This window comes from Enterococcus sp. BWR-S5, from assembly GCF_016745255.1.
GTDB lineage: Bacteria > Bacillota > Bacilli > Lactobacillales > Enterococcaceae > Enterococcus_L.
Genome location: NZ_JADOEQ010000002.1, coordinates 397,075 through 418,245, shown reverse-complemented (window position 1 = coordinate 418,245; position 21,171 = coordinate 397,075). Strand labels below are relative to the sequence as shown.

The window sequence follows — 21,171 nt, the reverse complement described above, 5'->3', positions numbered from 1 at the left end:
TGAAAAGGGGGTATGATGAAGAAAAGAGTGGAGGGAAGAGTATGGATACTCAGTATGAAAAAGCCATTTTTGCTGGTGGCTGTTTTTGGTGTATGGTTCATCCATTTGACGAACAGCCTGGTGTGATTTCTGTTATTTCTGGTTATACAGGCGGACATGTAGAAAATCCGACCTACGAACAGGTGACCACTGGAACAACTGGTCACACAGAAGCGGTTGAAATTACCTTTGACCCAACGATTTTATCCTATAAGGATTTGGTAGCTACGTATTGGCAGCAAACAGACCCAACAGATGCACTTGGGCAGTTTGCGGATAGAGGAGATTCCTATCGTCCGGTAATTTTTTATATGAGTGAGAAGCAGAAGAAGACGGCAGAGGCTTCAAAAGCAGCGCTGCAGAGTAGTGGTCGATTCACTAAACCAATCGTCACAAAAATAGAACCGGCACAGCCGTTTTATCCTGCTGAGGAGTATCATCAGGATTATTATCGGAAGAACAGTCTGCACTACAACCTATATAGACAAGGCTCCGGCCGGGCTAAATTTATCAAAGACAACTGGAAAAAATAGATAAGAATCAATTGTTTGCTTGGATTGCTTGAGAGTTTGGGACTTTATTTCAGTCCCAAACTCTTTTCGCATCTCAACAAGGGGAAATGGTGAAACTGACATCTCGAAGCCGATTGCTTTTATTCCGACCTCTGGTTGATATGGATGTTCTATTTTTCTATATATCTTTTGCCTTATCTAAATAGAAATACAATAAATAGACCAATCGTCAGAAAAGGAACAAAGGGCAGCTTCTGAACCCTGCTACGAAAGCAGCACCATTGAAGTAGGGAGTAAAACAGTGCACTTGTACTGGCTGCAAATAGGAGGAGCAATATAGACTCCCATCCCAGCAGCAGACTCCAACAAGCTAACAATAAGATATCTCCACCTCCAATCGAATGAGGGTGAAGGCAATTTAGTGCATAAAGAAATCCGGTAATGGCAAGGCAGCTCCAAAGGTGGATAGGTAGTGAAAACCAGAGGTGCCAAAGAAGTAAAACAGAAAAAAAGAAATATAAAATTTTCGGCTCAACAATCAAATAAAAGCTGTCGGTCAGCGAGAGCAGCAATCCCATGCTCAAAAATAAAAAGGAATAAAGGGAGGTGAGATGAAAGCCCTGAGTAAAGCAGAAAATAGTGAGTAACCCGCTTACCAGTTCGCTGATAAAATAGATGATTGGAAGTTGTGCCGAGCAAGCTCGGCATTGGAATTTTTGGGTCATGATAGACAGCAATGGAATCAGTTCATAAAAAGCAAGTCGATGGCTGCAATAAGGGCAGTGAGAAGCCGGCAGCAGAATTGATTCTCCTTTCGGCATTCGTTCAGCTATCAGACAAAAGAACGATCCCAGACAACATCCCAAAATGAATGGTACGATAGGTGTCATTTATTTCCTCCCTTCAAAAGAAAATACGCAAAAATTGTGAATTTTTTTATTTCAGGTAGACTTTTCTGAATCTTTTAGGAATAATAGAGTATAAGAAGCAATTGGGAAAAACACTGAAGACAGAGTACATAGATGGAGGAAAACACACATATGAAGAAAACAATGGTACTTATGATTGCTTTTGCTGCACTTCTGCTTACTGGCTGTAATAAGGCCATTCCCGCTGAAGAGGCAGGGGAGCTGTTAATTGATCGGCTAATCTATCAGGAACGGACAAATGAGTTCGCTGATGCCTTTGAAGATGGAGCAAAAACCGGGGAAGAGCTGGATAAAAATGCGGAGAAATTTGAGGACGACTTTTTAGAAGGTCTTTTAGAAAGCGATGAAGCAGTATCTGAACGAGATGTAACCGGCTTGACGCAGGAATTATTGAAACAAATGAGAGAGAAGACCAACTTTAAGGTTGCTGGAATCAAAGAAGAGAAGAATGGCGCCACCATCACCTATTTCATTACAGGTCTGGATTTGGTTAATGCAGTTAAAGAAATGACGCGTACTTTGATTAGAGAAGCAAGCGAAACGGCTGAAATGACAGAGGAGGAGCTGAATGGAGAAGAGACGCTGCAATCAGCGATTACTATTCTAACCGAGCGAATACAGGTAATAAAAATTGAGAATGACTCGATTGAGATGGATTTGAAATTAGAAAAGGAAAAAGGAAAGTGGTTTATTCCAAAGGATCAGGAAGAAGTAGTCTCCAATATTTTCATGGCCTTTATCTCCGGTACAGAAAAACCGGAGGAGCTGGACGAAGCGTTGAATGAGGTCACTGATGAAGTGATGAACGAGCTATTAGATGACTTGTACAGTCAACCGGCGTTGGATGAAGAAACCTCAGATGACGAGTTGAAAGACGCAATTGATGATTTATTGAAGGAAGCTCAGGAAAGTACGGAAGAATCTTCTGTACAAGAATCCTCAAGCAGCAGTTCTAACTAGAATATAATTATTATCAAAAAATAAATATTCTAATTTTGAGTGATTTTGTTGTACATTCGCGTCATTTCATAATACAATGTTAATATAGAATATTAGGTATATGAATCGTGCGAAATAAGCCGTACACAAAGAGTGATAATTGTTTATTTCGTCTTATTCATAATAGAAGCAGGAGGATGAAGAAATGAAATTTGAACAAACAAAAGAAGTATTGAATCAGTTGGTTGCAGACTTAAGTCAGTTTTCTGTAGTTATCCATCAAACACATTGGTATATGCGCGGACCTGAATTTTTGACACTACACCCATTGATGGACGAATTCATGGACGAAATCAATGACCAATTAGATGTGGTTTCTGAGCGTCTGATTACGTTGGATGGCTCTCCTTATTCTACATTAAGAGAATTTGCGGATAATACAGGAATCGAAGACGAAGTTGGTAACTGGGATCGCACAATTCCGGAACGTATGGAAAAATTAGTAGAGGGTTACCGCTACTTAGCTGATCTATACCAAAAAGGAATCGATGTTTCCGGTGATGAAGGCGACGATTCAACACAAGATATTTTTATCGCCAACAAAACAGATATCGAAAAGAAAATCTGGATGCTTCAAGCCAAACTGGGCAAAGCACCTGGAGTCGATGCAGATACACGTACTAAAACCAGATAATTAAGACTTTAAACGATAAATAGCTGGAAAAAGAGCGAGATAACACCTCCTATCGGAGGGAATCTCGCTCTTTTTTCCTTATTCTGCTGCTAGTTGGGCTGCAGCTTTGTTCACGGCGGCTTTGACCTGCTTGAAGCCGGTGCCGCCTAGAGAGTTTCGACGTTCAACGGCTGTTCGAGAAGCCAATGCGGTATAGATATCCTGTTCAATCAAAGGTGTAACACTCTGATAGTCTTCTAAAGGAACCTCTTGTAGATAGATACCTTTCTTAGTACATTCCAGAACGAGCTTGCCAACTACTTCGTGTGCTTGTCTGAAAGGCATTCCTTTAGTTGCTAAATAATCAGCCAGCTCGGTTGCATTAGAGAAATCTTTTTCTGTCGATTTTTCCATGATTTCTTCATTGATCTTCATGGTGTCAATCATCCCTGCCATGATATCCAGACTGGTTAAGATGGTATGGGCAGTATCAATCATACCTTCCTTGTCCTCCTGTAAATCCTTGTTATAAGCAAGAGGGAGCCCCTTCAATACAGTTAATAGACCAAACAAGTTACCAAAAACACGTCCTGACTTTCCTCGAATCAGCTCAGCCATATCCGGATTCTTCTTTTGCGGCATAATTGAGCTGCCTGTAGAGAAGGTATCGGTTAATTCGATAAACTGAAATTCATGGCTGCACCATAAAATCAGTTCCTCACAAAATCGTGTCAGGTGCATCATTAAAATTGAACTATTGCTCAAAAATTCCAAGATAAAATCTCGATCGCTGACGCCATCTAAACTATTTTCATAGATAGCTGAGAAGCCCAGCTCTTCAGCAGAGTATTCTCTATCAATTGGGAAGGTGGTTCCCGCTAACGCAGCACAACCCAACGGTGAGATGTCGATTCGCTTCATACTCTCTGTAAAGCGTTCTTGGTCTCTTGTCAACATACCATAATAAGCCATTAAATGATGTGCAAAGGAAATTGGCTGTGCATGTTGCAGATGTGTGTAGCCCGGCATGATTGTTTCAATATGCTTGTCTGCTTTTTCCACCAACACATGACGGAAGGTATGAATTTTTTCAATGGTTTGTTGCACAATCATTTTCAAATATAAGTGCATATCTGTAGCAACCTGATCATTTCGACTCCGACCGGTATGGAGCTTGCCGGCTACCGCACCGATTTCCTGATGAAGAAAGGTTTCGATATTTAAATGAATATCTTCATTTTCAACACTGAAGGTCAGCTCATTATTTGCCAATTTTTTTTGAACAGCCAGTAAACCGTTTTTGATTGTTTCTGCTTCGGATTCACTGATGATGCCAGTGTGCCCAAGCATTTTTACGTGAGCAAGACTTCCTTGGATATCCTGTGCTGCCAACGCCTGATCGAAGGAGATAGAAGCACCGAATTCATCAATCCAACTCTCGCTTTTTCCTTCAAAACGTCCGCCCCATAATTTTTTCATGATTGTCACCTCAATATGATTTGTTTTGCTAAAAAAAGACGGTTCATCTATTCCTGTTTCATCGACGAACCGTCTATCTATTCATTACTTAGGGGTAATCACTTTCCCTTTAGCACAAAGCTACAATCCAAAGGGAAGGTGATTCTTGATGAAAGCCTTGCTGCACTCTTTATTTCATTCCGCAGAACAAAAGGAGTGTCTCTAAAAGCAAGTATCGAAAACCTGTGTTGAATGCCCTTGTTCACCGCGCACAGTGAAGGGGATTTCTCTATAAACACATGCTATTCTTCTTTGTTTACCTTTTTTTGGACCTCAGCGTGAACCTTAGTTGGCAATCCCCATAATTTAATGAAACCAATTGCCGCATCCTGATCGAAGGTATCTGCTGATGTATAGGTCGCCAAGTCTTCGTTATAGAGACTATTCGCTGATTTTCTGCCTTCTACGATGGCATGTCCTTTGAAAAGTTTTACCCGAACAACACCATTAACATATTTCTGTGTAGATTTCAGGAATGCAATGAGTGCATCGGTTAACGGATTAAACCATAAGCCATCATAAATGACCTGTGATAATTGGTTTTCAATGATTGGTTTAAAATGAGCAACCTCACGTACAAATGTCAGGTCTTCCAACTCTTTATGTGCGGTCATTAACGTGATAGCTGCCGGGCATTCGTATACTTCCCGAGACTTGATACCGACGAGCCGATTCTCAACATGGTCAATCCGACCAACGCCGTGTTTTCCAGCCAAATCATTTAGGTGAAGAATCAGTTCTGATAGAAGCATTTCTTCTCCATTGACGGCTGTTGGTACGCCTTCAACAAAAGTCAGCTCAATAATATCTGCTTGATCCGGCGTTTTTTCCAAGCTGGCAGTCAGCTCATAAGCCCCTTCAGGAGGTGTTGCCCATGGATCTTCTAAAATGCCGCATTCATTTGCTCTGCCCCAAAGATTTTGATCCACAGAATAAGGATTATCCAAGTCGGCCGGAACAGGAACACCTTTTTCCAACGCATACTTGATTTCTTCTTCCCTAGACCATTTCCACTCCCGTACAGGAGCAATAACCTTGATATTTGGTGCTAAGGCATTAATCGCTACTTCAAACCGTACTTGGTCATTTCCTTTACCGGTACAGCCGTGAGCGATAGTTGTGGCACCTGTTTCGTTCGCCAGCTCAACAAGCTTTTTCGCAATCAACGGTCTGGATAATGCAGATACCAGAGGATAGGACTGCTCATAGAAGGTGTGTCCCTGTAATGCAATCAAGGCAAACTCCTGAGCAAATTCTTCTTTGGCATCAATGGTGTAGGATGCCGAAGCACCTACCGATAAGGCCTTATTCTTGATAAATTCCAAATCTTTCTTCTCACCGACATCCAGACAGCAGGCAATGACATCATACCCTTCATCTACTAACCATTTAACTGCTACGGAGGTATCAAGCCCTCCGGAATATGCTAAAACTACTTTTTCTTTCATCAAAACATGCACCCCTTGCTTAATCTCAAAATTGAATTGAATCTATCATAGCACCTGAAAATTCAAAAAGCAACCATTTTTGTAAATAAATATGCAAAAATATGTAATTTAGTAATAAAATATGCATAAAATATAGGGTGGGGAACAAGTATAGCTTACAATCAAGCTGTTTTTATCAATAGATAGGAGACCGAATATTATACATTTTCCTTCTATAGGAATAAAAAAGATCGCATACAGAAATCAGCAATTATTATCTTTAGATACAACCGTCATGATTTGGTTTGAGGATGGCAGTGGAGCACTTTGTGGGACGAAGAATGGATGAAGCGATTGCCTGAATCGTTCTTTATCTGCTGCTTCGAGTCTCTTTTTTAATTATATTTCCTTGTGAATGATTCGATTTTTTCTAAAAAGAAAGTTTCTTTTCCTGCTGATAAAACGCTGGTATATCAACATGCTTAGAATCTTTGCGTGGTGTTTCCAGTTATTGCTTATTTTCTTTTCTTGTGAAAATGGTATGATTTTCTTATAGTGAAAACAGAAGGAGACAACAAATGAATTTAGGGGAAAAACTAAAAGAGAAAAGACAGGAATATCATTTTACACAGCAGGAGCTGGCGGACAAGATGCATGTATCCAGACAAACGATTTCGAATTGGGAGGTGGGACGCAGCTATCCGGATATTGAAAGCCTGATTCAGCTAAGTGAAATTTTTTCAATCTCTTTAGATACATTATTGAAAGGGGATAAAAAAATGGTCAGCAGTTTAAAAAGAAAAAATATACAGGAAGTTCTTTATATAGTGTTTATGAGTACATTGACAGTCAGCGGTCTGATTTGTCTGGGAATTGACTTCATCTACACTCAGAAGTTTACCTGGTCGTTAATCGTCGTTGTTGGTTGTATGATTGCAGGAGCGATTCTTTCTATTTGGAGATATACAGAGGAGGAAAGATTGCTTAAAGCGGGAGGTGCCATCAGCCTTCTGATAGGAGTGTTAATGGTCGTTATTCAACGCTACAACCAACAGCTGGATTTGAGACAATTGCTCACTGTGGCAGCGGTGTGGGTTGGCTACAGCTGGCTGCTTATCGTGATGTGGCGGTTTACATCCATTGGCTTCTGGTGGCTAACAGTAATCGCCCTATTTTTTAGCTTTGGTGTAGAAGGTCTTTCAATTCTTTTTACCAGAGCGGCGATTAACCCAACCGAATTTCTTCTTCATAATATAGTAGAGGTTCTTGTCATGATTGGGCTGGCTGTGTGCGGAGTACTAAAAGTTGATGGTGGTCGAATGGACAAGGTATTGTCTGCCTATAGGAAAGTATAATCATAAATAAAAGAGGCTGAGCCAAAAGTGTTTTGCTTCAAGAAATAAGGCGAATTATATGAAAATGGCTACTCACATTTTCAGTATAATTCGCCTTATTTTTGAAGACCTTCAAAGACTTGGCTCTTTAGAGCTTAGCATTTGATGAGATCGAAACGAAGTGTAGTGCAGCTTTTGGATCACCGTTTATTCGGATTTTAGGTGTAAGAAGAGTTGGATGTTTATTTCTGTCCCAGACACCTTTTTTTATTATTGGTGGATGTGTCTCTTTTTATCTTCGGTAATTTTTAGAAAGGCAGCAAGGAGAAGCATACCTACAGTAATTATCACAAAGAAGTATCTTCCAATGAATGATAAGAAAGAGTTTGCGGGCGGCAAGTTCCGGTAATAGGGAAGGAAAAGGGCTGCCAGAAAAGGCAGAAGACTCCATTTTAGCAGAGCAGCCGATGCTCGATAGCTTCGTTCCTGTTGTGATTGGTTATCTGAAAATAGTACTTTTGCAGGATCAGTAACATTATAAAAGTACAAGGCATTTGTCACATTGTTATAGCTGAAATCCTGGTTGAAATGCTCCCAGCCATCTTCCTTGAGAAGAGCCAAATAATCAGCGAAGGCTTCTTTTGAATCAAAGGAGCGGTAATCAATTTTGTAGTGAAGGTGCTGGTACTGTGTTTTTTTAAATTTATATATTCTTATTTCTAAAGGTACAAAGAGGCGGAAAGGAGTGATTGTTTCAAGTTGATAGCCTTTTTGAGCGTACTTATTTAACCAATTTTCTTCGGACTTTACAGGCAGCCATACTCTGATTCTGTTCATCGTTTTACCCTCCTAATATTTCTTGGCTTACAGCGACGAGTTCTTTTAATCTTTTGAAATCCTCTGCTAATGCTTTGTGACCTGCTTCTGTCAGTGTATACTCCTTTTTCTTTCTCAAACTGCTCTCTTTAAAAAGTTCGATGTACCCCTTTTTTTTCAATGTTTCTAAAGCGCCATATAGAGTACCGGCAGCCAGGTTTACTCGCCCGTTACTTAGCTCCTTTACATTATTAATGATGCCATAACCATGTAAAGGTGTTATCAGCGAGAGAAGAATGTAATAGGTCGTCTCAGTTAAAGGTGTATTCATCGAATCAGTCCTTATATATAGTTTCTTTATATATAGTTATGCTATATATCGTTCGACTACATATTAACATAAAAAGATTTTCTCTTCAAGTGCTCAAAATATTAAAAAAAGTGATAATTATTGGAGTTGTATTTCTTTTAGAGAGGTGTTACTCTTAAGCATGAAAAATGGATAGTTGACTAGTTGGACTATTGAGTTTACTAAGAAATGGATTCGCATAGTAATACGCAATAGAAAATGGGATGCGAGAAAATAAGCAAATGTAATTATTCAAGGCTTAGAATAATAAGGGACTATATGGGGTCAGCTTGCTTATATCAACAAAGGGGGAATTTCCATTTTAATGTTTACAGAGAAAAGTTTTGAAGTATTTGAAATTGAAGGCCTGGAAGCAAGAATGGATGGGATTAGACGGTTGGTACAACCGGTTTTTCAAGAATTAGACGATTACTTTGCATTAGAACTGGGAACAAAGCTTGAGAAGGAGCTTTTTGTTCATATTGCTCAGCATCGTCGGCGGACAACCTATCCACCGGAGAATACATGGTCAGCGCTAAGCCAGAAAAAACGCGGATACAAAATGGAGCCGCATTTTCAATTGGGCATTTGGCCTGACTATGTTTTTATGTGGTTGTCTCTGATTGATAATCCTAAAAATGAGCAGAAAATTGCGGAGGCGTTTTTGAATAACCAGGAATTGTTTGATCATTTGCCGGAAGATTTTTATATGTCCTTGGATCACACACAGCCTGAAATTGAAAAATTGATGGAGGCGGATGTTGAAAGAGGCTTACTTCGTTTCTGTAATATAAAGAAGGGAGAATTTCAAGTCGGACGAATCATTAAAAGAGGTTCTGCGATACTGGAAAATCCTGAAGAAGCAAGGGAATATATGTTGGAAACCTACCAACAGCTGTTGCCGCTGTATGAGCTGGCAATGGAGCAATGAGAAGAAAAAAGCTGCTTATCATAGGTAACCATAGAAATACGAGTTGTTTTAAAGTAAAAGAGACACAAAGCTTTGCAAAGTCTACTACTAAAGACTGTAAATGACTGCATTCAATCTATATTCAGTATTAAATGAGGCCGTGACAAGGCTTCTTCTACAACGAAATTGATGGAGAAGGAGTGTTCCGGTCTGGAAACCAAAGGCTCCAGTTTAATAGTGTTCCGTTTTGAGAAAGCAAAAGCGAATGAAATATAGTTCGGGGGCGTTAGCCATGGTTCTCTAGGAGTACATAAAGCTTAGGATGCTGTATATTCGGTTTTTAGAGGCTAGGACATGCAAATGTCAGAGTCTCTTTCTTTCGATGTTCTATTTACCCATATATGAAAGTAGCTGAATGCAAGGACCTATAGTTGTGTAATTTCTGTAAGTCGAGATGTACAAAAAGAAAGGAATGGGCGTTGCTGTTGTTTCTTGCCCAAATAATTAATAAACTATATGAAAAAGGAAATATTGATTCATGAGGTGACTGATATTTAAATTGATATTATTTGTGATTTTTTTAAATTAATCATTTTTCTAATGAAATAGAAATAAAATATTTATTTTTATGTGGTAAAATCGTAAATGGGGAAGAAAGCGGTTTATTCTAAATGATTTACAGAATAGTTGAATAGTAAACGGGTGTTTTGAATAGGGGAAACTACATATTATTTTTGACGACAAAATAAAAAATATTTCATAAAATAATTAGTTCTGAGAAAAACGTTGTTTTTACTATAATGTACGAAAAATTTTATGATTCCAATAGTATTTTAACTGAAATAGGCACAGTAGTCTATCGTTTTTTTGTCTTTTTGTTTTCATATTTTTTATAAAAAAGCGAAAAAAATGATAAAAAAGGGTTCCAAAGCATTTGTAAGCAGTAAATAATCAACAAATTTGATGTATTTTGTTTTTAATAATTAATAAGCCGTCGCAAAAGCCGTCAAAATTAATAGTGGGAAGTGATCTTTTGGCCAGAAAAGGTGAAAATATCTATAAAAGAAAAGATGGCCGTTATGAAGGCCGCTATATAAAAAATAGAACAGAAAATGGCAAAATAATTTTTGGATACGTGTATGGAAAAAAGTATAATATAGTAAAAAATAAATTAACTGTGTTGAAATCTCAATACAATCAAGGGACGAAAACACAGTTGGTATTTCAAGGAAAGCTGACGGACTGGCTATGCCAATGGCTTGAGTATACCGTAAAAAGGAGTGTCAAGGTCACGACCTATGCTGCGTATTCAGGCCGAGTAGAGAAGCATATTCTCCCTTTTCTAGGGAACAAAAAAATGAACGAGTTGGGAACAGCGGATATCAATGATTTTATCTATCATTTGCAGCTTAAGGATTTATCTCCGACAACGATTAAAGGGATTATCACCGTACTAAAGCATGCTTTGAATCAAGCCTGTAAGGAACGATATCTTGTCGAAAATCCTTGTGAAGCCGTTATTCTCCCCAAAAGCAGGAACGAGCGTGTCAATGCATTAACTGTACAGCAGCAAAGGCAATTAGAGGAAATGGCATTACAGGAGAAAAGCTGCTCGCCTGTAATCTTAGCTTTGTATACAGGAATGCGTATTGGTGAAATTAGCGGACTGAAATGGAGTGATATTGATTTTCAAAAAAATACGATTCAGATTCGCCGAACGCTTTTAAGGGTTAACTGCGAGGATTCTGTTCAAAAGACAAAGCTGATTCTGAGCACACCTAAAACAGAAACATCCAGACGGGATATCCCATTGGCAGAAAATTTGAGAGAGTATCTACTGGAAAACAGAAAAAAGGCCAATTCGGAGTTCCTAATTGCCTGCAAAAACAGTTTTGCAGAGCCGAGAGTAATTAATTATCGTTTTAAGAAAATTATTGAAGCGGCTAATTTGAACATTCATTTTCATGTTCTGAGGCATACCTTTGCGACTCGATGTATTGAGGAAGGTGTTGATGTAGCAACATTAAGCAGGCTGCTGGGCCATTCCTCTGTTAAGCTGACACTGGATACATATACAGATTCTATGTGGGAAAACAGACAGATTGCTATGTCTAAGCTAGATGCCAAACTAAATCTAAATGATTTTGAGAGAGAAGTTTCGTGAATATCACGGAGCTTCTTTTTTATTTCTAGGAGTCGTGACTCTCTCCGGAAACTAAGAAAGCCGTCAAATAAACCGTCAAATCTACTATTTTTCGTTTATTTTTCTGTTTTTTGTAAGTTTTTCTCAGAACTAATTATTTAAAGAAAAAAATTGTATGGTGTGTATGGAAAAAAATATTTTTAAACGGCTGAGAAACAGTTGCTTTTTAGCTGGACCAAACGTGACTATTGCTGTAATTATAGCAGTAAATAAGGAATAATGCTTTGAAAAAGATTTAATATGACACCGTTTTCGCAGGAGGAGGAAAAGTTATGTATCAAATTGGGTTTGTTTCAAATAATGGGCTTCCGGATAATCGGCACGTGGAAGCTCTGAAGAGCGATGAGTCATTTAGTTTACTGGAAATGCCGTTAAAAAACAATGTTGAAGAAGTTGGAGAAATGGATGCATTGATTATTCAAAGTGACTCCGAGGGGGAGGTAGGGAAGGTTTGTGAGCTGCTGATAAAAATCAGGAAGCATACAAGCGCCCTAATTTGGATTTTTTCAGATGAGCTGCCAAAGACAACGCGAATCATTTTGCTGCAACTGGGTGCAGATGGCATCGTTGACTCTCAGATTGATCCCGAAGAGTATCAACTGATACTGAAAAATTCGTTGCGTCATGGTGCTTTGCAAAACATGTCTCCATCTTTGGCAGAGGCAGCATCAGGAGTAAAAGAGTTTAAGCTGGTTCCTAGCAATTTGAGTGTAGTAGTCGATGGTAACAGAGAAGTTGGGTTGACCAAGCTGGAATTTAAAACGATTGAGCTTTTATATAGAAAGAAGTCAGAAGCCATCCCTTATCAGGCAATCTACAGGCAAGTCTGGAATAACAAAGAAGAGTCGGAAAACTTAAAGTTTCGAGTAGCTAATCTAATTTTTCATTTACGAAGAAAAATTGAAAAAGACCCTCTAAAGCCGGAGTATATCAAGACAGTTCGGTCAAGAGGATATGTGTTGAACGTTTGATTGAAAAAGAGAGAGGGATAGTGTATCCCGTTCTCATACATAGACCGGTAGTAGAGCGGTAATGGACTGACTTTATAAGTTCTTGAGGGAATAATAGTAGAAAAATAATCAGTTTCTTAGCTTTGGAAGCATGTGGGTCGTACGCTTGGCGTACTTATAAAAACATAAAGAAGGTTGAGAGTGGAAAATGAAAAATAAAGAAAATTCTTATATGGGTGTGATATGCGTCTTTCTCCTATTCACGTTGCTGTTTATCTGGGGCGGTGCCAAAGAAAGTCAAGCATCGGAAAATGAAACGATCATTACCGCTCAGCCGACAACTGAAGCTGGTATGCTATCAGTAACTGTGCGTATAAACAATCCTAAACAAGAAAAATATACTCTGTCCTACGAAGGACTGACGGACGCAACCATGGAAACAGTTGAAGCAGCGCTCGACAACAAGAATCAGGAGCATGTAATCTTTTCAGCCAATCCGTTGAAAAAGGAAGGAATCCTTGAATTTGTTGCAGAAAAGCCTGCTCCATTTGAGGTAACCTTTGATGTTTCTCAAGAAGCCGGTGCTTCCTATTCAAAGATTCTCTTATCCGATACGACGGGAGAAACGAAAATAGAAAAAAAGTTGAATTTTACTTCCTTAAAGGATTTTTCTAGAGAGCAAGGGCTTTATTTGGATGTTCAAACAAGAGCTTGGTCGGGAGCAGATGCTTTTCCGGCGAATACAATCCCGTTGAATGCTGTATTTAACCCTGCAATAGGCTCAGGACCTGTTTATTTAGATGATGACAAGGTATTGCAAATAGTGGGTAGTACCGGACAAAAAGGGGCAATCTGGTCAAAACGGCAGATTGATTTGACGAGAGATTTTCGTTTTACTACTTTTATTTATTTAGGTAATGGAACAAACGATTCCGGTAGTACGAGTACCAGCGTTGCGGATGGCATTACGATGACCTTTCATAATGACCCTAGGGGACAGGCGGCTATTGGAGAAGGCGGTTCAGCATTGGCTGCCTATGGTAACGGGAGTAATGGCAATAACCATATTCGAAATGCATTGAGTCTGGAGTTTGATCCTTATGGTACCTCAGGAGCCAGCAGTGATGGCATTCTAAGTTTGGCTAATCGACGTGGTGGGCACATTGCTGTACTGATTCCGGCTGCCAATAATACCTCGGGTAGTGCGCGAACACATAACGGATTACTGAAAACGACGACAACAGCCAATGCAGCAAATCGAATGTCTAACGATACTTGGCGAGCTTTGGACATCACTTGGGTAGCAAGTACGAGAACACTGAAGTATACAGTTGAAAATTTTGGTGAAGCCTCTTATACGGTAGCTAATCTGCAAACGATGTTTGGCGGAACAAAGGTTTACTGGGGATTTACCGGTGCGACCGGTGGTTTATGGATGGATGCTCGAATAGCTATGCTGGAGATTCCGGGTAGTGCGGATCATGACTTGAAGGTTCAAAACCTGACTCAGAATCCGACTGCTACCCCTGCCTCTCAGGTTGTGGGCTATAAGGATGACACGGTTCGTTTTACAGACTCGATTACACCCGATGAAGATGCCATTTTAAGTGGTGATGGTGCCTCTGTGATTATTACGATGCCGGAAGGCTTAGACTACAAGCCAAATACCCTGTTTTTCGAAGGAAATCAGATTAGTGACACAGACTTGGAATTTTCAGGTCAAACAATTAAGCTGTCAAATAAGGTACTTATTGAAAATAGACCTTACGAGCTAACTTTTGAGGCTGAAGTAGTAACAGATGAGGTCGCTGCTCGCTTACCTGTATCGGTAGAGGTCTTCTCAGTCTCCGGTTCGACGTGGGGAACCTCAGAAGAAGCTGCTGTTGAGATTCCTGACGAGAGTAGTGTGACCTTTCATTATTTTGATGAGAACAGTCAGCCAATAGCAACAGCAAAAACGATTACGGATATTATCGGCAAGCCTTATTCAGAAAGTCCATCGACTATTCAATACTATACTTATGATCGTACCATCGGTGAAGCCAGTGGCCATTTTACAGAGGATGCGAAGGATGTCTATTTCTATTATAAGAGAAATCAGACTGCTATCACTGTTGCTTTTATCGATGACGAGGGTCAATCGCTGTGTTCAGCGATAAATAAAACATATGCTGCCGGCACAACGGTGAATTTAGCAGCAGAGATGGATATTCAAGCGCAAATTGATGAGCTGATTGCCAACGATTACGCATTGATTCAGCGTCCTGAAAATGAGACACAGCTGACTGTACCTGCACAGGCTGTGACAGTTAACTATGTATTCAAGCATACAGGCAAGCTGTCTCTGGTTTCAGCGCCGAGTGTTCTCCAATTCGGCTCGCAAGCCAATCGATTGACGACACGTGTTGAATCGCCAACCTATGATGAAGAGCTCGTTATTTCTGATGAACGAGTCACGCGAACTAAATGGCGCCTCACAGTCGAGCTGACCAAGCCCTTAACTCATATGGAAGATACTGACAGGATAATTTCTGAAGCGATACGGTACAAGCGAGGCACCACAGAGTATAAATTGTCGGAAACGCCCATAGAGATTTATGAGGAGCTCAATGGAACAGCTGGTGAGGTCTCAATCAGCAACACGTGGTCGGATGGTGGCGATGGATTTAAATTAGAGGTGTCAGGAGGCAATGTAACGAAACTGGGACGCTATCAAGCAGAGCTTCTTTGGCAGCTGATTGATGCCTACTAACAATACAGCTGAGCAATTTCAACTAAATAAAAAGAGGAGTGGAACAAGCAATCAGTTCCACTCCTCTTTTTATTTAATTAAGGGGCACCGATTTTTTCCAATGGAAAGAACCGGAAGAAAACAACGCCTGTAATGTCCTTTTTGTTTACAAAGCCGAAATAGCGGCTGTCATCCGTGTTTTGTCGATTATCGCCTAGGACAAAATAGCTATCCTCCGGCACAGTTGCAGAGGTGATAGCCGGATAGGTGTCGAAGGTGAAGTCCTCCGTCAGCAGTTCTGTTTCTGCCGCTTCTTTGAATTCATCCAGATAGGGTTCGTCAAAAGGGGTATTGTTGATATATAATTGATCGTTTTCGTAGTAAACTGTATCTCCGGGAAGACCAATGACACGCTTAACAAGAGATTTTCCGTTTCTCGGACTTTCGAAGGTAATGACATCGAAACGACTGGGTTTGATAAAGGTCGCTTGCCATAAACGGTCTGCATCTTGATAATTCGGTTCCATTGATGTACCGGATACCTCAACAGGATTGAATACAAAGTGTCTCAAAACAAGAACGAAGCCAATTAAGAGAACAAATTCTGCTGCTGTACGAAATACTTTCTTTCTGTTCAGTTTATTCACTACTTACCCCTCCAGCCTTTTTTATCAGTAAGAACGACACTAACTAATTGATTTTCAGTGATACAGGTCTTGGATACCTGTACACAATTCGTATTCAGTCATATGTATCTATTAGTATAGCTTGTTTTTCTTTACTTTTGAACAGATTTTTTAGAATTTACTGAGAAAAAAGGTAATCTCTCTCTTAGCAGGATACCGAGATAGGCAGCTGCCACAGCTTTTATTGCTCCGGGGATAATAAAAGGAACAAAGCCCCCTTGAAAGGCCCCAATCCAGTCGAGCTGCCCAGACAGCTTTAGCCAAATAGTGCCGAACAGAAGGGTAAGAACGGCACCGATTAGATTGGCTATTACAGCCCATTTGTAGGTGAAGCTGGTACGCTCCAAGATATCGCCGGTAACCAAACCATTGATGATAAAGCCGACTAAATAGCCGCCGGTTGGTCCAAATAGAACAGCGACACCACCGCTCATGCCGGCAAATACGGGGAGACCGATTAGGCCAAGCAGTAGATAAATTAAAATGGCATAGGTTCCGGTTTTACGCCCTAAGATTGTTACAGAAAGACCAATAGCCAACGTTTGTCCAGTTAAGGGAATCAGTCCGAAGGGAATAGTAAATTGGGAAAGAACAGCGATAATTGCTGCAAACTCAGCAGCTAGAATCATGGATCGTAAAGATTGGTTCATGATAGGCACCTCTTTTTTTCGTAAACTAATTTATTTTGTTGGTTAACGAATAATATAAAGCATATGCTAAAAGAAGTAAAGAGAAATTTTTGCAGTTTTTAAGAAAGCAGTTATTTTGTAAGAATAGCAACCATTTGCTATACTCGTCCTGTTGAAGTTTGAGGAGGGAATAGCATGTTTTTAGCATGGAATGAAATCAAGCACTCTAAATTAAGATACAGCTTAATTGTCGGTGTGATGTTCTTAATCGCGTATCTGGTCTTTTTCTTAACAGGGCTGGCGTATGGTTTATCTCAGGATTATCGGATGGCCATTGATAAGTGGGATGCGGATGGCATTATTTTATCAGAAGAATCAAATGTAAATCTAAATATGTCTATGCTGCCGATTAAGTCATTAGACAAGGTAGAGGCTAAGGAAAAGGCGGCATTTGCTCAGAACGCCGGTATTATTAAAACCGGCAAAGAGAACAAGGAAAAAGTAGATATCAGTTTTTTTGGTATCGATAAAAATGAATTTTTAGCACCGAATATTGTGGAAGGCCGCATGTTTGAAAACGAAAAGGAAGCTGTGGCGGACATTACACTGAAAGAGGAAGATGGTGTAAAACTGGATGATGTCGTGACATTATCTGGCAGTGATGAAAAAATAAAAATTGTTGGTTTTACTGAAAATGCTCGTTATACCGTGGCACCTGTTCTGTATGTATCTATCGAAGATTTTCAGGTGATTCGCTTTGAACAGGATGTCCCGGCAGACAAAGCCAGAATCAACGGAATTGTTGTACGGGGAAAGGATAACACAATTGATCAGGTCAAGGTTACCGATGATGATTTGTCACTGTACAGTATTCAGGATTTTATCAGTCAACTGCCTGGCTATAATGCGCAGGTTCTTACCTTCGGCTTTATGATTGGCTTTTTGATTATCATTGCTGCGATAGTCATTGGTATTTTTATCTATGTGTTAACTCTTCAAAAAATCAGTATTTTCGGGGTGATGAAGGCACAAGGGATATCAAGCAGTTATATTTCTGCTTCTGTTATCATGCAGACCTTCCTGCTGGCAATAATTGGTGTCGGTCTGGGACTTTTGGGCACGATTGGCACAGCTTTAGTTCTGCCGGCAGCGGTTCCGTTTAAAGTAAATTGGTTGTTTTTTGCCGGAATCAGCGGAGCGATGCTGATTGTTGCAGTATTAGGTGCGCTATTTTCTGTGCGGACGATTGTTAAGGTCGATCCTCTTAAGGCTATTGGGTAAAGGACGGTGGAAGACAAATGAAAGCAATAGAATTCAAACAGGTAGAAAAAAGTTTTTTAGATGGAGATGCAACAATTAGTGCACTAAAATCAACGGAGTTCTCTTTGAAAAAAGGAACCTTTGCAGCGGTAATCGGTCCTAGCGGCTCAGGGAAAAGTACATTTTTAACCATCGCGGGAGGTCTTCAAACGCCGACAAAAGGCGAGGTCGAAATCAATGAGCAGCCCTTCAGCAGTGTAAGTGAAAAGAAGCGCTCCCTGCTCCGTTTTTCTGAAATTGGCTTTATCTTGCAAGCCTCTAATTTAGTTCCGTTTTTAACCATCGAAAAGCAGCTGCGCCTAGTGGATAAGGTAAAGAAAGAAAAGGGCACAGGCAATGGGATTCAGGAGCTTTTGGAACAGCTAGGTGTAGACAAGCTGAAGAACAAGTATCCTGATGAGGTATCCGGCGGTGAGCGGCAACGGGTTGCTATCGCACGAGCGCTTTATAATAATCCTTCAATTATCTTGGCAGATGAACCGACGGCCAGTCTGGATTCTGAAAAGGCCTTTGAGGTTGTTGATATTTTGGCGAAGGAAACAAAAGAAAAAAACAAGGCAACAATTATGGTGACACATGATGAGCGTCTGATTGAGCAATGCGACCAGGTCTTTGTGATGAAAGATGGTGTATTGCAGCTTAAAGAGGGATAGATTTCAACTTTTATAAAAAGTAAAGCACCCCATGAGAAAATTGTTTAGGATAATTTTCTCATGGGGTGTTTTTTTGTTTGCCTTCTCATAATCTGCCAATCAGCTCAGGGGCAGAAATCAGAAAATGATTCTCCGAGTTCGCTTCGACCAACTCGTGGATTACACAGTTTCTGTAATAACCTTTCTGAATAAAAGGATCGCTGAAAAAAAGCAGCTGGGCCTCCAAAAGTGAGTCTGCTTGCAGCAGCTGAAAGGCTTGATTGCTGTCCTTCAGAGGGCCGCACAGAAGGAGTGCACCAGTCTTTTCTAAATAGTGGAGATGTCTGACGTGAGAAAGTAGTAATTCGTCTGTCAATAACTCAGGTGTTTTTTCTTGTAAGGAACCAATATATTTTTTCATTATTTATTTACTCCCAATAGCTTATCTCATGTGAAGTCCAGAGATTTCAACTTCTCAAAAGGCAGCCATCCGATAACTCCGTCATTGTTTTTTACCAATGCCCACTCATAGACCACTTCCAGTAATTCCACGATACTGTTTTCAGCAGCAACTAGTTCTGTAGGATTGTATTCCCGTATCAATGTATCTTTATCAAGATAGTCTAAGGGGAGATAGGTAGCATAGCCGTCGATTGTTCCGGCTGTCCAGTTTTTATATTTGTTACAGGGGATAAGCTCTGTGACCTTTGCTCCGGCAGGAAATGCAGGAAAGATTCCTTCTCCTAGATGACGTTCAGTAACGACCAATTTCATTTGTTTTCCTCCTGTTTCTTATCATTATTTAATGATGCTCATTTACCATTATAGGAACATATGTTCTTTTTGTAAAGAGAAAATTAAGAAGTTTTTCAGTTTATTTTGCTTTGGTAAACATGGGGGAGGTCTTCGGACTTTTGCTTGTATTAAATCATTATTCTTAGAGCGATAAAGCTGCTATTGCTGTTATTTTAGAGAGTAGTTTTTTGAGGAGATTCGGTGATTGTTAAGGGGACAAACTAAAAGAAAAAAAGCTGTCCTAGGAGAAGGACAGCCAAAAAGGAGTATTACTCAATTAAGAGTAAATGAAAAATAAAAAGGTTGTTGGTTGTTACTTTGTCTATAGTAATTTATATCGACCTAAATGTCAATCTATAAGACTGAGGAAAATAATAATTCTTTTTGGGAAAAATTTTAGCAGAAAATAGAACAATAATTTTTCTTAAAAGGTTATTAATAACTGCGGCTAAATTGTGTATACTGTAGTTATATGTAAAATGGCATTTCGGTGAAAGGATGGGAAATAATGTCATCTATTTTTCAGAAAATTAAAAATCCGGCTTTTGTGAATGCGAAAGGAATATATCTGTAACGATACTTAGTAGTAATTTAACAATGAAATAAACAATAAAAGGGACAAAATCAGGATAGGGTAAATGAACATAGAGAGGTGTGAATGAAATGGATGAGTTTACTTTTGGTGTACCGAAAGAGGAAGAAAAGGAGCTTGAACAGCTGCTTGATATCAAAAAAACAGAAGAGCCAATTCAATTGACAGAGGCTCAGACAAATGCGATTACCGGTCTCAAGGATCAAATCGATATCAATGATGCATTAGGTGTGATGAACTATGGCGCAGCCGAGCAAAAGAAGTTATCAGAATTCTCAGATCAGGCATTAGTTAAGGTAAAGAGCAATGAGCTGGGAGATGTTGGAAAGATTATCAATGAATTGGTGATTGAGCTGGAGAGCTTCACCCCTGAAGAATCTGAAAATGTATTGACAAAATTATTCAAGCGAGGCAAGAATAAAATCAATACAATGATGATTCGCTTTGAAGATGTGAATGCCAATGTTGCAAGAATTGTTAATAATTTGGAAGCCCATTATGTTACCTTAACAAACGATATCATTAGCCTGGAAGAGATGTCGGAAGCAAACAAACTGTTTTACCAAAAGCTGTCTGTCTACGTAGAGGCTGGACAAGCAAAGATTATTGAATTGAAAGCGACGACACTGCCTGAGCTGCAGCAAAAAGCACAGAGCCAGAATCAAGAGGACTTGAATACATTATCTGATTTCTCGGATAAGCTGACACAGTTTGAGAAGAAGGTTCATGATTTAGATATGACAAAAATGATTAGTCAGCAAATGGCAACACAGATCCGGGTCATCCAAAATGCAAATAAGGCAATGGCCTATAAAATTCAATCGACACTGACGAATACAATTCCGATGTGGAAGCAGCAGATGGTCATTGCGTTGTCAGCTCAGCACACCCTGTCTGCGATAGAAGCGGATAATGCAGTATCTGATATTACCAATGAGCTGTTTAAACGAAACGCTGAAAAGATTCATCACGTGTCTTCACAGGCAGCAGAATCAGCAGAAAAGAGTATTGTAGATATCGATACGCTTAAGGAAGTAAATACACAGACAATTCTTGCGTTGAAGGACATTCATACAATCCGCGAAAAAGGAGCGGAGAATCGTCAACATGCACAGGAGGAAATGGCAAAAATGCGTACAGAGCTGGCGACAGCGCTGATTGAGGCTTCTGCCGGAAAATAAGGAGAG

At 39.8% G+C, this 21,171-nt stretch carries 19 protein-coding genes and 1 pseudogene; 11 read left to right on the top strand and 9 right to left on the bottom strand.

Annotated features, from left to right (window positions below):
- Positions 1–41 precede the first annotated feature (41 nt).
- The gene (gene msrA / locus IW510_RS04575; protein WP_202057337.1) at positions 42–572 is read left to right on the top strand and encodes a peptide-methionine (S)-S-oxide reductase MsrA; all 531 of its coding nucleotides are present in this window, start codon (positions 42–44) and stop codon (positions 570–572) included.
- A 173-nt stretch (positions 573–745) separates the two neighbouring features.
- Here msrA and IW510_RS04570 read toward each other — a convergent pair whose 3' ends face one another.
- The gene (locus IW510_RS04570) at positions 746–1,441 is read right to left on the bottom strand and encodes a prepilin peptidase (RefSeq protein ID WP_202057334.1); all 696 of its coding nucleotides are present in this window, start codon (positions 1,439–1,441) and stop codon (positions 746–748) included.
- A 150-nt stretch (positions 1,442–1,591) separates the two neighbouring features.
- Between IW510_RS04570 and IW510_RS04565 the strand changes: the two genes are divergently transcribed.
- Both IW510_RS04565 and IW510_RS04560 read left to right on the top strand, forming a co-directional pair.
- Positions 1,592–2,440 (top strand): DUF5105 domain-containing protein, encoded by an 849-nt coding sequence (locus tag IW510_RS04565; RefSeq protein WP_202057333.1) that lies wholly within the window; start codon positions 1,592–1,594, stop codon positions 2,438–2,440.
- Positions 2,441–2,624: 184 nt separating this feature from the next.
- Positions 2,625–3,113 (top strand): Dps family protein, encoded by a 489-nt coding sequence (locus IW510_RS04560; protein WP_202057332.1) that lies wholly within the window; start codon positions 2,625–2,627, stop codon positions 3,111–3,113.
- Between the two features lie 78 nt (positions 3,114–3,191).
- Here the strand turns inward: IW510_RS04560 and argH are convergent, their stop codons facing one another.
- Together argH and IW510_RS04550 are read right to left on the bottom strand one after the other, a co-directional pair.
- Positions 3,192–4,571 (bottom strand): argininosuccinate lyase, encoded by a 1,380-nt coding sequence (gene argH / locus IW510_RS04555; RefSeq protein ID WP_202057330.1) that lies wholly within the window; start codon positions 4,569–4,571, stop codon positions 3,192–3,194.
- A 281-nt stretch (positions 4,572–4,852) separates the two neighbouring features.
- Complete coding sequence (locus IW510_RS04550; RefSeq protein WP_330932575.1) at positions 4,853–6,058, bottom strand: argininosuccinate synthase; 1,206 nt, start codon at positions 6,056–6,058, stop codon at positions 4,853–4,855.
- A 557-nt stretch (positions 6,059–6,615) separates the two neighbouring features.
- Here IW510_RS04550 and IW510_RS21225 point away from each other — a divergent pair.
- A pseudogene (locus IW510_RS21225) lies at positions 6,616–6,826 on the top strand (helix-turn-helix domain-containing protein); the annotation flags it as partial.
- Between the two features lie 815 nt (positions 6,827–7,641).
- Here IW510_RS21225 and IW510_RS04540 read toward each other — a convergent pair.
- A complete protein-coding gene (locus IW510_RS04540; RefSeq protein ID WP_202057327.1) occupies positions 7,642–8,208 on the bottom strand; it encodes a DUF2812 domain-containing protein in 567 nt (188 codons plus the stop codon).
- 4 nt (positions 8,209–8,212) lie between these two features.
- The gene (locus IW510_RS04535) at positions 8,213–8,518 is read right to left on the bottom strand and encodes a PadR family transcriptional regulator (protein WP_202057326.1); all 306 of its coding nucleotides are present in this window, start codon (positions 8,516–8,518) and stop codon (positions 8,213–8,215) included.
- A gap of 343 nt (positions 8,519–8,861) precedes the next feature.
- Here IW510_RS04535 and IW510_RS04530 point away from each other — a divergent pair, with 343 nt between their 5' ends.
- The 4 genes from IW510_RS04530 to IW510_RS04515 all read left to right on the top strand — a co-directional run bounded on the left by IW510_RS04530 (position 8,862) and on the right by IW510_RS04515 (position 15,351).
- Positions 8,862–9,467, top strand: coding sequence for a DUF1054 domain-containing protein (locus IW510_RS04530; RefSeq protein WP_202057325.1), 606 nt, complete (start codon positions 8,862–8,864; stop codon positions 9,465–9,467).
- 1,012 nt (positions 9,468–10,479) lie between these two features.
- Entirely contained in the window at positions 10,480–11,610 is a 1,131-nt protein-coding gene (locus IW510_RS04525) for a tyrosine-type recombinase/integrase (RefSeq protein WP_202057324.1), read from the top strand.
- 311 nt (positions 11,611–11,921) lie between these two features.
- Complete coding sequence (locus tag IW510_RS04520; protein ID WP_202057322.1) at positions 11,922–12,620, top strand: response regulator transcription factor; 699 nt, start codon at positions 11,922–11,924, stop codon at positions 12,618–12,620.
- A 187-nt stretch (positions 12,621–12,807) separates the two neighbouring features.
- Complete coding sequence (locus IW510_RS04515) at positions 12,808–15,351, top strand: lectin-like domain-containing protein (protein ID WP_202057320.1); 2,544 nt, start codon at positions 12,808–12,810, stop codon at positions 15,349–15,351.
- 77 nt (positions 15,352–15,428) lie between these two features.
- On the opposite strand, the gene lepB is transcribed toward IW510_RS04515, so the two are convergent.
- Together lepB and IW510_RS04505 are read right to left on the bottom strand one after the other, a co-directional pair.
- Positions 15,429–15,977, bottom strand: coding sequence for a signal peptidase I (gene lepB / locus IW510_RS04510; protein WP_330932574.1), 549 nt, complete (start codon positions 15,975–15,977; stop codon positions 15,429–15,431).
- Positions 15,978–16,108: 131 nt separating this feature from the next.
- Positions 16,109–16,666 (bottom strand): biotin transporter BioY, encoded by a 558-nt coding sequence (locus tag IW510_RS04505; RefSeq protein ID WP_202057318.1) that lies wholly within the window; start codon positions 16,664–16,666, stop codon positions 16,109–16,111.
- Between the two features lie 174 nt (positions 16,667–16,840).
- Between IW510_RS04505 and IW510_RS04500 the strand changes: the two genes are divergently transcribed.
- Together IW510_RS04500 and IW510_RS04495 are read left to right on the top strand one after the other, a co-directional pair.
- The gene (locus IW510_RS04500; RefSeq protein ID WP_202057316.1) at positions 16,841–17,926 is read left to right on the top strand and encodes an ABC transporter permease; all 1,086 of its coding nucleotides are present in this window, start codon (positions 16,841–16,843) and stop codon (positions 17,924–17,926) included.
- Between the two features lie 17 nt (positions 17,927–17,943).
- Positions 17,944–18,618: an ABC transporter ATP-binding protein gene (locus IW510_RS04495; protein WP_202057315.1), complete on the top strand. Its 675-nt coding sequence runs from the start codon at positions 17,944–17,946 to the stop codon at positions 18,616–18,618.
- Positions 18,619–18,703: 85 nt separating this feature from the next.
- On the opposite strand, the gene IW510_RS04490 is transcribed toward IW510_RS04495, so the two are convergent.
- Both IW510_RS04490 and IW510_RS04485 read right to left on the bottom strand, forming a co-directional pair.
- Positions 18,704–19,018 (bottom strand): YciI family protein, encoded by a 315-nt coding sequence (locus tag IW510_RS04490; protein ID WP_202057313.1) that lies wholly within the window; start codon positions 19,016–19,018, stop codon positions 18,704–18,706.
- A 26-nt stretch (positions 19,019–19,044) separates the two neighbouring features.
- The gene (locus IW510_RS04485) at positions 19,045–19,371 is read right to left on the bottom strand and encodes a hypothetical protein (protein WP_202057312.1); all 327 of its coding nucleotides are present in this window, start codon (positions 19,369–19,371) and stop codon (positions 19,045–19,047) included.
- Positions 19,372–20,055: 684 nt separating this feature from the next.
- Between IW510_RS04485 and IW510_RS04480 the strand changes: the two genes are divergently transcribed.
- Positions 20,056–21,165 carry a toxic anion resistance protein gene (locus IW510_RS04480; RefSeq protein ID WP_202057310.1) on the top strand — a complete coding sequence of 370 codons (1,110 nt, stop codon included), beginning with the start codon at positions 20,056–20,058 and terminating at the stop codon, positions 21,163–21,165.
- Positions 21,166–21,171 lie beyond the last annotated feature (6 nt).

Excerpts from the sequence above, each read along its gene's own strand:
- msrA (WP_202057337.1), top strand. The coding sequence starts at position 42 with ATGGATACTCAGTATGAAAAAGCCATTTTTGCTGGTGGCTGTTTTTGG.
- IW510_RS04570 (WP_202057334.1), bottom strand. The coding sequence starts at position 1,441 with ATGACACCTATCGTACCATTCATTTTGGGATGTTGTCTGGGATCGTTC.
- IW510_RS04565 (WP_202057333.1), top strand. The coding sequence starts at position 1,592 with ATGAAGAAAACAATGGTACTTATGATTGCTTTTGCTGCACTTCTGCTT.
- IW510_RS04560 (WP_202057332.1), top strand. The coding sequence starts at position 2,625 with ATGAAATTTGAACAAACAAAAGAAGTATTGAATCAGTTGGTTGCAGAC.
- argH (WP_202057330.1), bottom strand. The coding sequence starts at position 4,571 with ATGAAAAAATTATGGGGCGGACGTTTTGAAGGAAAAAGCGAGAGTTGG.
- IW510_RS04550 (WP_330932575.1), bottom strand. The coding sequence starts at position 6,058 with ATGAAAGAAAAAGTAGTTTTAGCATATTCCGGAGGGCTTGATACCTCC.
- IW510_RS04540 (WP_202057327.1), bottom strand. The coding sequence starts at position 8,208 with ATGAACAGAATCAGAGTATGGCTGCCTGTAAAGTCCGAAGAAAATTGG.
- IW510_RS04535 (WP_202057326.1), bottom strand. The coding sequence starts at position 8,518 with ATGAATACACCTTTAACTGAGACGACCTATTACATTCTTCTCTCGCTG.
- IW510_RS04530 (WP_202057325.1), top strand. The coding sequence starts at position 8,862 with ATGTTTACAGAGAAAAGTTTTGAAGTATTTGAAATTGAAGGCCTGGAA.
- IW510_RS04520 (WP_202057322.1), top strand. The coding sequence starts at position 11,922 with ATGTATCAAATTGGGTTTGTTTCAAATAATGGGCTTCCGGATAATCGG.
- IW510_RS04515 (WP_202057320.1), top strand. The coding sequence starts at position 12,808 with ATGAAAAATAAAGAAAATTCTTATATGGGTGTGATATGCGTCTTTCTC.
- IW510_RS04505 (WP_202057318.1), bottom strand. The coding sequence starts at position 16,666 with ATGAACCAATCTTTACGATCCATGATTCTAGCTGCTGAGTTTGCAGCA.
- IW510_RS04500 (WP_202057316.1), top strand. The coding sequence starts at position 16,841 with ATGTTTTTAGCATGGAATGAAATCAAGCACTCTAAATTAAGATACAGC.
- IW510_RS04495 (WP_202057315.1), top strand. The coding sequence starts at position 17,944 with ATGAAAGCAATAGAATTCAAACAGGTAGAAAAAAGTTTTTTAGATGGA.
- IW510_RS04490 (WP_202057313.1), bottom strand. The coding sequence starts at position 19,018 with ATGAAAAAATATATTGGTTCCTTACAAGAAAAAACACCTGAGTTATTG.
- IW510_RS04485 (WP_202057312.1), bottom strand. The coding sequence starts at position 19,371 with ATGAAATTGGTCGTTACTGAACGTCATCTAGGAGAAGGAATCTTTCCT.
- IW510_RS04480 (WP_202057310.1), top strand. The coding sequence starts at position 20,056 with ATGGATGAGTTTACTTTTGGTGTACCGAAAGAGGAAGAAAAGGAGCTT.